This is a genomic window from Calothrix sp. UHCC 0171 (genome assembly GCF_034931845.1).
In the GTDB taxonomy this organism is placed as follows: Bacteria; Cyanobacteriota; Cyanobacteriia; order Cyanobacteriales; family Nostocaceae; genus Brunnivagina.
This window is the reverse complement of record NZ_JAYGHN010000042.1, coordinates 23,620-38,156: the sequence shown is the minus strand read 5'-3', so window position 1 is coordinate 38,156 and position 14,537 is coordinate 23,620. Positions and strand designations below refer to the sequence as shown.

Annotated in this window: 11 protein-coding genes; 8 read left to right on the top strand and 3 right to left on the bottom strand. The window is 42.8% G+C overall.

Annotation, left to right across the window (positions count from 1 at the left end; genetic code table 11):
- Positions 1–77: 77 nt before the first annotated feature.
- Positions 78–1,625 (top strand): NAD(P)/FAD-dependent oxidoreductase, encoded by a 1,548-nt coding sequence (locus tag VB733_RS23180; protein ID WP_323342412.1) that lies wholly within the window; start codon positions 78–80, stop codon positions 1,623–1,625.
- Between the two features lie 213 nt (positions 1,626–1,838).
- On the opposite strand, the gene VB733_RS23175 is transcribed toward VB733_RS23180, so the two are convergent.
- Positions 1,839–2,744: a CoB--CoM heterodisulfide reductase iron-sulfur subunit B family protein gene (locus tag VB733_RS23175; RefSeq protein ID WP_323342411.1), complete on the bottom strand. Its 906-nt coding sequence runs from the start codon at positions 2,742–2,744 to the stop codon at positions 1,839–1,841.
- A 677-nt stretch (positions 2,745–3,421) separates the two neighbouring features.
- Here VB733_RS23175 and acpP point away from each other — a divergent pair.
- From acpP to tkt, 3 genes are all read left to right on the top strand, one after another.
- Positions 3,422–3,673, top strand: a complete 252-nt coding sequence (acpP, locus tag VB733_RS23170; protein WP_096610216.1) for an acyl carrier protein — start codon at positions 3,422–3,424, stop codon at positions 3,671–3,673.
- Positions 3,674–3,858: 185 nt separating this feature from the next.
- The gene (fabF, locus tag VB733_RS23165) at positions 3,859–5,115 is read left to right on the top strand and encodes a beta-ketoacyl-ACP synthase II (RefSeq protein ID WP_323342410.1); all 1,257 of its coding nucleotides are present in this window, start codon (positions 3,859–3,861) and stop codon (positions 5,113–5,115) included.
- Positions 5,116–5,343: 228 nt separating this feature from the next.
- The gene (tkt, locus tag VB733_RS23160; protein WP_323342409.1) at positions 5,344–7,356 is read left to right on the top strand and encodes a transketolase; all 2,013 of its coding nucleotides are present in this window, start codon (positions 5,344–5,346) and stop codon (positions 7,354–7,356) included.
- 94 nt (positions 7,357–7,450) lie between these two features.
- Here the strand turns inward: tkt and VB733_RS23155 are convergent, their stop codons facing one another.
- Together VB733_RS23155 and VB733_RS23150 are read right to left on the bottom strand one after the other, a co-directional pair.
- Positions 7,451–8,131 carry a Uma2 family endonuclease gene (locus VB733_RS23155; protein WP_323342408.1) on the bottom strand — a complete coding sequence of 227 codons (681 nt, stop codon included), beginning with the start codon at positions 8,129–8,131 and terminating at the stop codon, positions 7,451–7,453.
- Between the two features lie 330 nt (positions 8,132–8,461).
- Positions 8,462–9,400: an NAD-dependent epimerase/dehydratase family protein gene (locus tag VB733_RS23150; RefSeq protein WP_323342407.1), complete on the bottom strand. Its 939-nt coding sequence runs from the start codon at positions 9,398–9,400 to the stop codon at positions 8,462–8,464.
- Positions 9,401–9,627: 227 nt separating this feature from the next.
- Here VB733_RS23150 and VB733_RS23145 point away from each other — a divergent pair, with 227 nt between their 5' ends.
- The 4 genes from VB733_RS23145 (at position 9,628) to VB733_RS23130 (ending at position 14,363) form a co-directional block, all read left to right on the top strand.
- On the top strand, positions 9,628–10,776 hold the full coding sequence (locus VB733_RS23145) for a glycosyltransferase (RefSeq protein WP_323342406.1): 1,149 nt from the start codon (positions 9,628–9,630) through the stop codon (positions 10,774–10,776).
- Between the two features lie 96 nt (positions 10,777–10,872).
- A complete protein-coding gene (locus VB733_RS23140) occupies positions 10,873–11,631 on the top strand; it encodes a sugar transferase (protein ID WP_323342414.1) in 759 nt (252 codons plus the stop codon).
- Positions 11,632–12,094: 463 nt separating this feature from the next.
- Positions 12,095–13,174: a GDP-mannose 4,6-dehydratase gene (gene gmd / locus VB733_RS23135; protein WP_096610208.1), complete on the top strand. Its 1,080-nt coding sequence runs from the start codon at positions 12,095–12,097 to the stop codon at positions 13,172–13,174.
- Between the two features lie 244 nt (positions 13,175–13,418).
- On the top strand, positions 13,419–14,363 hold the full coding sequence (locus tag VB733_RS23130; protein WP_323342405.1) for a GDP-L-fucose synthase: 945 nt from the start codon (positions 13,419–13,421) through the stop codon (positions 14,361–14,363).
- Positions 14,364–14,537 lie beyond the last annotated feature (174 nt).

Here is a 14,537-nt window from a genome sequence, read left to right as displayed (position 1 = left end):
AAGACCTCAAATTTAGATCCCAAATTTCTCCAGTTGAAGATTTAGAAATATTAAAGCAATTTTAGTGTGTTACCCAAATGAATGCCGAGCAAAATACCGACATTATTGTCATTGGTAGTGGAATTGGTGGTTTAAGCTGTGCTGCAATGTTGGCAAAATATGGCTTTAATGTAACTGTATGCGAAAGTCATACAATCGCTGGTGGTGCTGCACACGGATTTGAACGCAATGGTTATAAGTTCGATTCGGGACCTTCTCTATACTCAGGCTTATCCGATAGTCCCTCATCTAATCCTCTCCAACAGGTACTTGCAGCAATTGGTGAAGAATTACCCTGTGTTAACTACGATACTTGGGGATGCTGTTTGCCGGAAGGTGATTTTGATACTTCCGTGGGGGCAGAACAATTTTGTGAGGTGCTGCAAAGGTTACGGGGTGATAATGCGGTGCAGGAATGGCGAGAATTACAACAGGTAATGATACCCTATAGCCAAGCTGCCACAGGATTACCAATGTCGGCTCTGCGCCTAGATTTAGGGGCTGTAAGGACTGTGGGGAGATATGCTCCATCGATGTTGCGTCATGCGACAAACGCCCGCAAGCTTACAGGACCATTCTCGCAGATTATGGATGAAGTTGTGGGCGATCGCTTTATTCGCAATTGGCTGAATATGTTGTGTTTTCTCCTCTCAGGTTTGCCTGCGGATGGTACGAATACGGCGGAAGTTGCCTTTATGTTTGCTGACTGGTACAAACCTGGGGTAAAGCTGGATTATCCGATTGGTGGTAGTGCGGCGTTAGTTGATGCTTTGGTGAGAGGCTTGCAAAAGTACAACGGTAACTTAATTTTCAATGCCCATGTTGAAGAAATAATTGTGGAAAATAAGAAAGCAGTCGGGGTGCGATTGTGGAATGGAAAAACTATCCGTGCCAGCAAAGCAGTCATATCGAATGCATCGGTGTGGGATACCCTGAAATTAATCCCCCCGAATGCTGTACCACAAAAATATCGCCAGCAGCGACAAGCGACACCCGAATGTGATAGCTTCATGCATTTACACTTGGGTATTGATGCTCAAGGAATTCGTCGCGACTTGGCATGTCATTATATCTTTGTCAAAGACTGGAAAGTGGGAATTACAACACCGCAAAACCTCATCGTCATTTCCATTCCCTCCGTACTAGATTCCACCCTCGCCCCCCCAGGCAAGCATGTAATTCATGTTTACACACCGGGAAATGAGCCATATAGATTGTGGAAAGGCATGAGTCGCCATAGTCAAGAGTATAAACAACAAAAGGAAATGCGATCGCAAGTTATGTGGGAAGCATTAGAGAAAATAATTCCCGACATTAGAAAGCGTTGTGAAGTCACTTTAGTGGGCACACCCCTTACCCACGAACGCTTTTTGCGAAGACACAATGGTTCCTATGGAGCGGCAATTCGTGCTAGTGAGGGTTTATTTCCCAGTGCTAAAACACCATTAGCGGGATTATTTTGTTGTGGAGATTCGACTTTCCCCGGTATTGGTTTACCTGCTGTGGCGGCTAGTGGAATGATTGTTGCCAATACATTCGCCTCGGTGGAGCAGCATTTGCAAATGTTGCAGGAGATAGGAGTTTGAGAATTGATATATGGGGATACTGAAAGACTCGTGCAAATTCTTTGTTGCTGAGAATCTGATTATTTAAGCTACTGCGATCGATTCTACTAGTACAGTTCGGCGTAAATAAGCCAACCATTAAAAATAGACAAAAAGCCTGTAAAATAAGCTTTATTCCTTCTGCCTCCTGCCTTCTTACTTCTGCCTTCATGTACTAGCCAAAAATCTCAAAAGCTATAAACCTAATTTTTTCAACACTGGCTGAGTGGAAACAATATGTCTCTCTAAACCCAATTCCTGCGGACTAACTCCCAATGCCAAAGCAACTAACTGGGGTAAATGTAACACAGGTAAACCCAACTGACTCCCAATCACCTTTTCCACTTCCGGTTGACGAGAGTCTAAATTCAGGTGACACAGAGGACAAGGAGTAACAATACAATCAGCACCAGAATCTATGGCATCTTGAATCTGCTTTCCTGCCATTTTAAACGATTCCGTAGTCGCATAGCTAGAAAGGGGCCATCCACAACATTGGGTGCGCCCTTTGTAATATATGGGAGTTGCCCCAACTGCCCGAAAGACATTTTCCATCGCTTCCGGGTTGAAAGGATTATCGTAGGGAGTGTTTTTCTGAGCGCGTAGTAAGTAACACCCATAAAAAGCCGCACATTTGAGATTACTTAACTTGCGAGTCACACGATTCTGAATTTCCGCCACACCATAGTCAGCCACCAAAGCATATAAAAGATGCTTTACTTCTGTACTCCCACGATAAGGCAAACACCCTTCTTTTTGTAACAAACTATTGACTTTATGCAAATAAGTAGGATTTTTTTCTTGACTTTCCTTCAATCTTTCATCAACATGACCAATAACACCCTGGCAAGTGCTGCAATGGGTTAATAAAGGTAAATTTAATTCTTCTGCCAGAGCAATATTGCGGGCGTTAACAGTGTCTTCAAGTAATTGCGAATCTTCTTTAAAAGTCCCAGAGCCGCAACATGAAGCTTTTTTAAGTTCAATTAGTTCAATTGATAGTGCTTTCGCCAAAGCGACAGTAGACAAATGGAGTTCCCCACATGCACCTTGAGCAACACAACCTGGAAAATAAGCATACTTTAATGTGTGAGATAGCATAGTAATTAATGGATTAGTAGAGAAATTCGGGGAAAAATGTTTTTTGGTGAAGTCTAACCAGCAGGGGTCTTTACAATTCGCAATTCGCAATTCGCAATTCGCAATTCGCAATTCGCAATTCGCAATACTCGCTGTCACGAGAAGCAAGCTACGCAATTCGTAATTCGTAATTAATCCCTATGGACAAATCCGGGGCTTGTACCATCAAGGATTAATTGGTCAAGTAAGCAACCTCTATTCAGACAAACTTCAGACATTTGCCTTTAACAATAACTGTTTTACCATTGCTAAGGAGTATTAGCAGCAATATTGTTGGTATTGATTTATCTTGGCGAGGATCAGCATGTCAAATTAAATCACAGTTGAGAAGTAAAATAATTGCATCAGCCAAATGTAGCCCAATGTAGTGTCACCTGCCCAAAGGTCAGTTTTTACTTAGCGCGAAGTAACTTTCCCCAGGCTAGTTACAAGTCGAGTTGACTCACTTGTTTGAGAAATGCTGGTTTGACAAATATTTTTAACAGGTTCGCACCAATATGAAAAAATTGGGATAGGGCAGGCAAAATTGAAGAAGAAAGCATGTACGGGCGATCGCGCTTTCAGATAAGATGTATATGCAAAAAAAGCAATCGCCCATTTAACGAGCGGAATATAGCAACTGGTTGAGGATTTAATCTATGAGCCAAACAGAAATATTTGAAAAGGTCAAGAAAATTGTTGCCGATCAACTTAGTGTAGAGGATGAGAAAATCAACCCTCAATCCAATTTTGCCAACGATTTAGGGGCTGACTCCCTAGATACCGTGGAAATGGTAATGGCTTTGGAAGAAGAATTTAACATCGAAATTCCCGACGAAGCCGCAGAAAAAATTACCACCGTTCAAGAAGCTGTGGATTACATCAATAACAAAGTTGCCGCATCCGCATAATTTTATTAGAAGTGCTGAGTGCTTTACCTACTCTGCGTTCTCGTAGAGTGCGTTGAGTCAAAAATGAGAGTCAGGAGTTAGGAGTTATAAATTAGAAACTTTGACAAATCTCTCCCACTCTCCCCACTCAGCACTTAGCACTCACTACTCAGCACTCTTTATAAAGAGCCACCTAAACTATCGTCATGACAGAAGATTTTAAACGTAAACGTGTTGTTGTAACTGGTGTTGGCGCAATTACCCCAATCGGAAACACTCAATGGGAATACTGGGAAGGATTAGTGAGTGGACGTAACGGGATTGGCGAAATCACCCATTTTGATGCGTCACGCCATGATTGCCGCATTGCTGGAGAAGTCAAAAATTTTGATCCTCAAGATTATATGGATCGAAAAGAAGCCAAACGGATGGATAGATTCTCCCAATTTGGTGTTTCCGCAGCAAAACAAGCACTGGCAGATGCAAAATTAGTTATCAATGACCTGAACGCAGAACAAATCGGTGTCACGATTGGATCGGGTATTGGTGGCTTGAAAGTAATGGAAGAACAGCAAACGGTTTACCTCAACCGAGGACCAGACCGTTGCAGCCCGTTTATGGTACCGATGATGATCGCGAATATGGCATCTGGCTTAACCGCAATTCAAATTGGTGCTAAAGGTCCAAACTCCTGCCCTGTAACGGCTTGCGCGGCTGGTTCCAATGCTATTGGCGATGCTTTCCGATTAATTCAAAATGGATATGCCCAAGCGATGATTTGCGGGGGTACAGAGGCAGCAATTACTCCCCTATCGATCGCAGGTTTTGCTGCTTGCAAAGCCCTTTCGCTTCGTAATGATGACCCCACCCATGCTAGCCGTCCATTTGACAAAGACCGTGATGGTTTTGTCATGGGCGAAGGTTCGGGGATATTAGTGTTGGAAGAATTACAACATGCCTTGGCTCGTGGTGCCCGTATTTATGCGGAAATTGTGGGTTATGGAATGACCTGCGATGCCTATCACATCACATCTCCGCCACCAGGACACGAAGGTGCGGCAAGAGCAATGCGGATGGCATTAAAAGATGCTGGTCTTTCACCAGAGATGGTGAGCTACATTAATGCTCACGGTACAAGTACCCCAGCAAACGATTCTGCGGAGACGACTGCGGTGAAAACTGTATTTGGCGAACATGCCCGCAAGTTAGCGGTTAGTTCCACCAAATCAATGACTGGACACCTGTTAGGTGGTTCTGGTGGGATTGAAGGAGTTGCGGCGGTGCTAGCCATTGCCAATGACATCGTTCCCCCAACAATCAACCATTTCCAGGCTGATGCCGATTGTGATTTAGATTATGTCCCCAACACGAGCAAAAAACTCAAAGTTGAGGTGGCTTTATCTAATTCCTTTGGTTTTGGCGGTCATAATGTTGCGCTAGTCTTTAAGAAGTACATCGCTTAGGGCATGGGGTATTTATTGCGTAGCTTGAGCGGCGCTCGTCACGAGAAGCCGCTTCCTGCACGGGTATTGCCCATCGCCGATTACCCATTAACCAATTCCCTGTTTTTACTGCTTGTCCGCTAATAGGCAGCAATGGGATGATGAAAATAATTGCTTAGAGAAAATTATTATTTCTTTAAGCAGTGAAACTAGTAAGAGTGCTAACCCGTCGTTAAGAACAAAAGTATTATGGCTGTTGCAACCCAATCCCTTGAAGAACTTTGTATTAATTCAATTCGTTTTTTGGCAGTTGATGCTGTAGAAAAAGCCAAGTCAGGACACCCCGGATTACCTATGGGCGCTGCGCCAATGGCGTTTGTACTCTGGGATAAATTCATGCGGGTTAACCCCAAAAATCCCAAGTGGTTTAATCGGGATAGATTTATTTTATCTGCTGGTCACGGCTCGATGTTGCAGTATGCCCTGCTGTATCTAGCTGGATTCGACAGTGTCACAATTGAGGACATTAAGCAATTTCGTCAGTGGGAATCTAAAACCCCTGGACACCCTGAGAACTTTGTGACGGCAGGTGTGGAAGTAACCACCGGACCTTTGGGACAGGGTATTGCCAATGGAGTCGGTTTAGCAATGGCAGAAGCACACCTTGCCGCTAAATATAATAAACCCGATGCCAAAATCGTTGACCACTATACTTATGTAATTTTGGGTGACGGTTGTAACATGGAAGGTGTTTCTGGTGAAGCTTGTTCTTTGGCTGGGCACTATGGATTGGGTAAATTAATCGCCCTTTACGACGATAACCACATTTCCATTGATGGTTCCACCGATGTTGCTTTTACCGAAGACGTTTCCAAGCGCTTTGAAGCTTATGGTTGGCATGTTCTCCACGTTAAAGATGGTAACAACGATTTAGCAGCAATTGAAAAAGCGATCGCAGATGCCAAGGCAGTCACCGACAAACCGACAATGATTAAGGTGACAACCACTATTGGTTACGGTTCTCCCAACAAAGCCAATACCGCAGGTGTCCATGGTGCAGCTTTGGGTAGTGATGAAATTGCCCTTACTCGGCAAAATTTAAATTGGGAGTACGCACCATTTGAAGTTCCCGCAGATGCCCTCAACCACATGCGTAAGGCAGTAGAACGGGGTGCAGCAGCCGAATCTGAATGGAACAAGACATTTGCTGACTACAAAGCCAAATATCCTCAAGAAGCGGCGACATTTGAACGCTTGATTAGCGGTGAACTTCCCAATGGTTGGGACAAGGTATTACCTACCTACACCCCCGAAGACAAAGCTCTCCCCACCCGTAAACATTCGGAAACCTGTCTGAACAAGTTAGCGGCAGTATTACCAGAATTGATTGGTGGTTCGGCTGACTTAACCCACTCCAACCTTACTGAAATCAAAGGCGAAGGCGACTTCCAAAAAGGACAATTCCAAAATCGCAATGTCCACTTCGGTGTGCGCGAACATGCAATGGGTGCGATTTGTAATGGCATGGCACTGCATGGTTCGGGATTAATTCCCTATGGTGCTACCTTCTTGATTTTCACCGACTACATGCGGGCGGCTATTCGTTTATCGGCATTGTCCCTTGCTGGTACAATTTGGGTAATGACCCACGATTCCATTGGACAAGGTGAAGATGGTCCTACCCACCAACCAATAGAAACACTGGCTTCCTTACGGGCGATTCCTAACCTGACTGTGATTCGTCCTGCGGATGGAACTGAAACTTCAGGTGCTTATAAGGTTGCCATTGAGAAAGCCAAAACAAACAACCCCACTTTATTAGCGTTCTCCCGTCAAAACCTCCCCAACTTGGCAGGTACTTCGATTGAAGGCGTAACCAAAGGTGGATACGTAATTTTGGATAGCCAAGGGACACCAGAAATTATCTTGATAGCTACTGGTTCGGAAGTTAGCCTTTGCGTCACCGCAGCCGAGAAACTCACTGCCGAAGGTAAGAAAGTGCGTGTAGTTTCCATGCCTTCCACCGATTTGTTTGATGCTCAAGATGCAGCTTACAGAGAGTCAGTATTACCAAAAGCTGTGACTAAGCGTGTATCTGTAGAAGCTGGCACAAGCTTTGGCTGGCACAAGTACCTTGGTACTGAAGGTGAGGCAATTAGCATTGACAGATTTGGTGCTTCGGCTCCTGGTGGAGTCTGTATGGAGAAGTTTGGTTTTAGTGTTGATAATGTGATTGCAACAGCCAAGAAATTATTGGGTTAATTCTCATAGTTTCGAGTTAATTTTTGAATTTTGGGGTGGGTATTATTGCCTGCCCTTTTTGTGTTGTCAATCAATGTAAATCCATATCTTGAATCTAAATTGTATCTGGATCGACACCTAATTCTCTTAATTTAGCAGCCAAGCGATCGCTTTTTTCTTTCTCTTGTTTGGCAACTTCTTCTGGTGTCGGTACTAAGTCACCTTCCGGTGTAAAAAAGCGTAATTTGTCTTGAGTAACACCCAAATATAACCCTAGCTGTTGACTCCATAGCCAACCTTGTGATTGAGGCTCAATCGGTTGATACTCTCCACCGAGTAAAATAAACCCAGCAAACTCGAGATTATGGGGATTAAACCAGAAATATTCGGGTGTACGAAAAACACTTTGATAAATCTGTTTTTTTAAACCTTTGTCAGTGGCTATTGTAGAGTCCGAAAGTAATTCAATAATTAGATTGGGATACTTACCGTCTTCATCCCAAACAACCCAACTTTTACGGGGTTTGCGTTCCGTTTCCAACACCACAAAAAAATCTGGTCCCCGAAATTCCTCCGATGTGCGCTTGCGGGAACTGTAATAAATTGTGAGATTTCCCGCAGCATAAAAGTCATGACGATTTTGCCACCACAGTTCCAAGCACTGAAGCAGTAAGATAATCTGTCTTAAATGTAGTTCGCTTTCCAATGGTGGTTCGTCACTGTCTAAATCCCCTGGAGGAAATATTACACCATTGACTACATGATCTGGAATGTCAAAATTGTGGGCGACAGACATAGTAGCTACTCTCTCTGTGCTACTAGTTTAACCTAGTGGATGACAGACTTTCGTAACTCAATCAGCAATGAAGCAATAGTAAACTTATAATCTTCCCTAGTCCAAAATATATAGTCCAAAAATTGATTTTCAAGAAACCCAGTTACTCTTCGACAAAATTTTATTGAGGGAAGTGAAATTGAAATCTACAGCTACTAAATCATATGTTGAGATAAACCCAGATACATGTTCAGATTGATGTCAAAATTTGGTGTAGGGTGAGGACGCTAAATAATAATTTTCATTTTTCTGGAAATTTCTATTACGCGCCTTCACCCATCATCTAACCTATTAGCCAACCGCCTTTAATATTTCCTCATCCGTAGAAAAATCAATTTCCTTTTTATCTCTTCCCGAAATCATAAAATCATTCTCAAAAGAATCCTTTAATCCCGAAACCAAATCGTATTCCGGTTGCCATCCCAACTCACTCATCGCCTTTGTCACCGATGCGAAGAAATGCTGTACCCGCATGGGAAAAGCTTTGCGTTTGCCAAAATCAAACTTTTTCGGGTCATAATGAACTATTTTAATCTCATCAGGCGATTTTCCTGCCGCGATCGCACAAGCACGGGCTAAACCATCAAAAGTCACAAAGCGATCGCCGGAAACATTATAAACTTGTCCAATGGCGTGGGAATTACCCAAAACTCTCGACATTGCCATGGCTAAATCCTTGACATGTCCTAACTGGGTAATATGCATTCCGTTGCCGGGAATCGGAATCGGACGATTTCTAACTATGCGATCGAAAAACCATGCTTCTAAATCGTTGTAGTTCTGCGGACCGTAAATATACGTAGGACGTATGGATGTGTAATGTATATTTTTCGTGGATAAGTAAGCTTCTGTATCAAATTTACCCTTGTGGCGACTTTTTGGATCAACAGCATCCCCTTCTGTATGCGGCATTTCGTCCGATTTTAGGTATACCCCGGCGGAACTCATATATATAAAATGTTGCAAACGGTCTTGAAAAATATCCGCTAATGGTTGAGTATCAGTAAGTTCCCTACCGTTGTTGTCAAAAATGGCATCGAATTTTTCGCTAGCTAATTTTTCCTGCAATTGAAAAGGATCGGTGCGATCGCCGATAATTTGTTTAACCCCATTTGCGGGCACTGGACGATTACCACGATTGTACAAAATCACGTCATGCCCTTGTTCTACCAAAATTTTTGTCAGATAAACACCAATAAATCGGGTGCCACCCATGATTAAAATTCGCATAAATCCCCTATATTTGTTGTCGCTGAGCGTCAAATTTAATTCCAACAACGAGGTTATCAGCTTATGGCGTACCTTCGGAACCTGTAAAGGGAGAATTTCGTCGATAAGCGGGTATGGAGCCTTGCCCATTCATTCATGACAAAGGGAAACTTTTCAGTTAACCATCCACAACTCAAACTGCATCACAACTTGCTTGTATTATTGATTACTTATCCCCAAAGTTAGCTGTGCCCTTGAAATATGCTCTAGTGCATGAATGGCTTACACCTAAAGCCACTGGTGGTTCAGAACTCGTCGTTCGCGAGATTCTGAATCATGTTGCTGCCGATTTGTATGCCCTCATCGATTTTGAATCAGTAAATCCCGATAGTTACCTGTATAAACGTCAAATTGGCACAACTATTCTCCAGCATTTTCCCGCCTCGCGCCATGGAGTTCAAAAATATTTACCTTTGCTGCCACTGGCGATCGAACAATTAGACTTGCGTAATTATGACGTAATTCTGTCTTCATCGCACACAGTCGCCAAAGGAGTATTGGCAACCCCAGAGCAACTGCATATTTGTTATTGCCACAGTCCCATGCGTTACGCTTGGGATTTAACATTTGATTACCTGCACCAAAGCAATTTAGGGCATGGGGTAGCCGGATGGATGGCTCGCTATTTGTTGCATCGCCTCCGCCAGTGGGATGTATTAAGTGCTAACCGGGTAGATTATTTTATTGCCAATTCGCAACATACAGCCCGGAGAATCTGGCGCTGCTACCGTCGCGAAGCCGCAGTGATTTATCCACCCGTCAACGTTGATAATTTCCCTTTTTCAGCCGAAAAAGAGGATTTTTATCTCATTGTTTCCCGACTAGTGAGTTACAAGCAAGTATCTCTAATTGTTCAAGCCTTCAATGAACTTCAAAAACCACTGGTAGTGATTGGCACAGGACCAGAAATGAAAAATATCCAAAAGATATCAAAATCTAATATAAATATACTGGGATGGCAACCCGACGACGTTGTAAAAAAATATATGTCTGCCGCCAAGGCATTCGTATATGCAGCATGTGAAGACTTTGGCATTGCCCTTGTCGAAGCCCAGGCATGTGGCACTCCAGTAATTGCCTACGGGATGGGTGGTGCATCGGAGACTGTGCGGGATATTCGCTCCTCACCGCCAGGTACAGGTACAGGTGTTCTATTTAAACAACAAACAGCAGCCGCCTTAGTAGATGCTGTCCAAGAATTTGAGACATATTCAGGAAAAATTGATTGCGCTTACTTGAAGACGCATGCTGGCAATTTTTCCTCACAAGTCTTTGCACAGCGCTATCTTGACTTTTTAAGAATGTGCAAAGAAAACAAAATCGTTCCTGGTTTATAACATCTTGTTCGGTAAGCTTTTGGAAATAAAGCCCCAGAAGCACCTGTCAAGCTTTAAGATTGGGACTATGTGTGGTGTGGATTTTTAAGGAGTATGATGACTGCCCAGAGCTCACTCCTCTCCGGAAAGCGAAGCCCAAGGCAGACCGCTAGCGCATCTTCGCGTACCTTTTTAAAACGCGGTCAACTAAAAAGGATACCTAAACCCAAATCTAAAGGTTTGCCTTTTGCGGGAATCAACGGAGAGTTTGCCAAGCGATTATTCGACATAGCGTTTTCGCTATTTGTACTGATAGCCTTTTCTCCTGTCTATCTGCTATTAGCTTTTCTAATTGCAGCTGGTTCGGAGGGACCAATTTTTTATATTCAAGAACGGGTGGGAAAGAATTACAAGCCTTTCAATTGTATTAAATTCCGCACCATGGTCAGTAATGCTGATGACATGCTGATACAGATGATGGAAACCTCACCACAAATGCGAGATGAGTTTGAGTCAAATTTTAAACTCAAACACGACCCCAGAATTACACCGATTGGTCATTTTTTGCGAATTACCAGCTTGGATGAATTTCCCCAATTCTGGAATGTTCTCAAAGGAGACATGAGTGTTGTGGGTCCGCGACCATTGGTTGAGGAGGAACTGCCAAAATATGGCTGTCACATCGACCAAATATTAACTATCAAACCTGGAATTACGGGATTGTGGCAAGTTTCTGGGCGTAATGACATTCCTTATCCTCGTCGAGTACAAATAGACCTACATTATGTAAAATTTAGGACTTTTTGGCTCGATTTGTGTATTGTTCTCAAAACAATTGGTGTTGTTATTATTCCCAAGAATAATGGTGCATACTAAGCTGCTAAAAATTTAGACCATCAATGTATAAATATTACGGTATCTGTGGGGCTATGCTTCGCAGATATTTTTTTGTTTGAAATATTAAACCCTGCAAAGAAACCCGGTTTCTATGCATAACAGTTGTTTTGACGACCAGATATCGACGAAGAAAGCGGGCTTCTGGCTTCACGTGCATAAGTCATACTTGCAAAATTAATATGAAGCAAATATGAAGATTTTATGAATATTAGTGTAAATCTGCTGAAGCATATGAGTTTTCCTCGTTAAGCTTAGATGGGCTAGTAAACAACTCAACAACGTAAGTGGATTTACGTAAAGTTTGCACGATAGACATTAGATAACTAGTAGGTTTCCCATTGGGCAAAAAAGTTAGCAGCTGCTAGCTTATACCAGGTTGTATATGTCTATCTATCTATACTCAATAGGTAAATAACAAGTAGATAACGAGGGATTATTGAGCATGACGCAACAAAAGCGAGCGCTGATTACTGGTATCACAGGTCAAGATGGTTCATATCTAAGCGAGTTTTTGCTGGAACAGGGTTACGAAGTTCACGGTATTATTCGCCGTACCTCTACATTCAATACCGATCGCATCGATCACATGTATGAAGACCCTCACAAAAAGGGAGTGCGTTTATTTTTGCACTACGGTGACTTGACGGATGGAACCACACTGCGCCGCATTTTAGAGGAAGTTAAACCAGTAGAAATTTACAACCTGGGCGCTCAATCCCATGTCCGTGTTAGCTTTGATTCTCCAGAATATACTGTTGACTCGGTGGGTGTGGGAACTTTGCGCTTGTTGGAAGCAATTCGTGATTATCAACACCGCACAGGTATTCAAGTGCGGTTTTATCAAGCAGGTTCTTCAGAGATGTATGGTTTGGTACAGGCTGTACCCCAAAGCGAAACAACTCCTTTTTATCCCCGTAGTCCCTATGCTTGCGCGAAAGTATACGCTCACTGGCAAACTGTAAATTACCGCGAATCCTACAATTTATTCGCTTGTAATGGTATTTTGTTTAACCATGAGTCACCGCGTCGTGGTGAAACTTTTGTAACTCGTAAAATTACAATGGCGGTTGCCCGGATTGTGGCAGGTAAGCAGAAAAATTTGTATATGGGTAATCTTGACTCGAAGCGAGATTGGGGCTACGCGAAGGATTATGTGCGGGCAATGTGGTTAATGTTGCAGCAAGAGCAAGCTGATGATTATGTCATTGCCACCGGTGAAACTTACACCGTGCGTCAGTTTTTAGACAAGGCATTTGGGTATGTAAACCTCAATTGGCAAGATTATGTAGAATTTGATGAGCGTTATCTACGTCCTGCGGAAGTAGATTTATTGATTGGTGACTCAACCAAGGCACAGCAAAAATTAGGTTGGAAACCTTCTGTGACATTTGAAGAACTTGTACAGTTGATGGTAGAAGCTGATTTGCAAGCTTTGGGTATTACTTCTGTGAATGGTAAAGGTGGAGAAGTTCCCCGTGATATTGCAACTGTTCGTCAAGAATTGGGTGCATTGCACTTTTAGAGAATGTTTCATGGTTAATAGTTAGTTTTTAATAAAATAGGGGGGGTTTAATTCCCCTGCAACTAGCAAGCAGTGTGTTTTGTGTCGGGGTCAAATCCTCGTTACAAAACATAATTGCGTAGCTTGCCTCTCGCTCTGCGAGTATTGCGAATTGCGAATTGCGAATTGCGAATTGTTTTAATGGTTGGTAGTTAGCTGAGAACAAATAGTCAGTAACCAACCACTTTTTTTATGAGGATAAAAAATGACTAGTTTAGAGTTAAGCAACAAACGGATTCTGGTGACTGGTGGTGCTGGTTTCCTGGGTAAGCAGGTAATTGAACAGTTGTGTAAAGCTGGTGCAACCCAAGATAAAATTACAGTGGTGCGATCGCGTGATTACGATTTGCGCCAAATGGAAGCTTGTAAACGTGCAGCAGACCAGCAAGATATTATCATCCATCTAGCGGCACATGTTGGTGGTATTGGTTTGAATCGCGAAAAACCCGCAGAGTTGTTTTATGACAATTTGATGATGGGGACACAGTTAATTCATGCTGCTTACGAAGCTGGTGTGGAGAAGTTCGTCTGCGTTGGCACAATTTGCGCTTACCCCAAATTTACGCCTGTGCCATTCAAAGAAGATGATATTTGGAATGGTTATCCTGAAGAAACGAATGCACCCTATGGTATAGCTAAAAAAGCCCTGTTAGTCCAATTGCAAGCATACAGACAACAATACAACTTTAACGGGATTTACTTACTTCCAGTCAATCTTTATGGTCCTGAAGATAATTTTGATCCCAGTAGTTCCCACGTAATTCCGGCGTTAATTCGCAAAGTTCAGGAAGCGCAAGCACGGGGAGATAAGCAGTTACCTGTATGGGGAGATGGAACTCCGACACGGGAGTTTTTGTATTCTGAAGATGCGGCTCGTGGTATCGTCATGGGTACTCAATTTTATGATGGTTCTGAGCCTGTGAATTTAGGCACTGGCTACGAAATCTCCATTAAAGATTTGATTACAACAATTTGTAAGTTGATGGAATTTGAAGGTGAGATTGTTTGGGAAACCGACAAACCCAATGGACAACCCCGTCGTTGTTTAGATACTGAACGTGCAAAGAAAGAATTTGGTTTTACAGCACAGGTGGGATTTGAGGAAGGCTTGAAAAATACGATTGATTGGTGGCGTAAAAACGCAAAGTAATTGTTAAGTATTTATTTGAGTTGAGGTATAGTAGTTTGCATTCAGCTATCATTTTTTCTAATTTTCGTGGCAACTGCTATATTTAATACTAATTAAAAAGGTGAGAAATACTCGCCTTATTTTTTTGCTGTTTTTTACCCTGCGTAGGGTAAGTTAGATTCTCCGTATCTCGCC

Coding starts and splice junctions, on each gene's coding strand:
- VB733_RS23180 (WP_323342412.1), top strand. CDS start 78: ATGAATGCCGAGCAAAATACCGACATTATTGTCATTGGTAGTGGAATT.
- VB733_RS23175 (WP_323342411.1), bottom strand. CDS start 2,744: ATGCTATCTCACACATTAAAGTATGCTTATTTTCCAGGTTGTGTTGCT.
- acpP (WP_096610216.1), top strand. CDS start 3,422: ATGAGCCAAACAGAAATATTTGAAAAGGTCAAGAAAATTGTTGCCGAT.
- fabF (WP_323342410.1), top strand. CDS start 3,859: ATGACAGAAGATTTTAAACGTAAACGTGTTGTTGTAACTGGTGTTGGC.
- tkt (WP_323342409.1), top strand. CDS start 5,344: ATGGCTGTTGCAACCCAATCCCTTGAAGAACTTTGTATTAATTCAATT.
- VB733_RS23155 (WP_323342408.1), bottom strand. CDS start 8,131: ATGTCTGTCGCCCACAATTTTGACATTCCAGATCATGTAGTCAATGGT.
- VB733_RS23150 (WP_323342407.1), bottom strand. CDS start 9,400: ATGCGAATTTTAATCATGGGTGGCACCCGATTTATTGGTGTTTATCTG.
- VB733_RS23140 (WP_323342414.1), top strand. CDS start 10,873: ATGACTGCCCAGAGCTCACTCCTCTCCGGAAAGCGAAGCCCAAGGCAG.
- gmd (WP_096610208.1), top strand. CDS start 12,095: ATGACGCAACAAAAGCGAGCGCTGATTACTGGTATCACAGGTCAAGAT.
- VB733_RS23130 (WP_323342405.1), top strand. CDS start 13,419: ATGACTAGTTTAGAGTTAAGCAACAAACGGATTCTGGTGACTGGTGGT.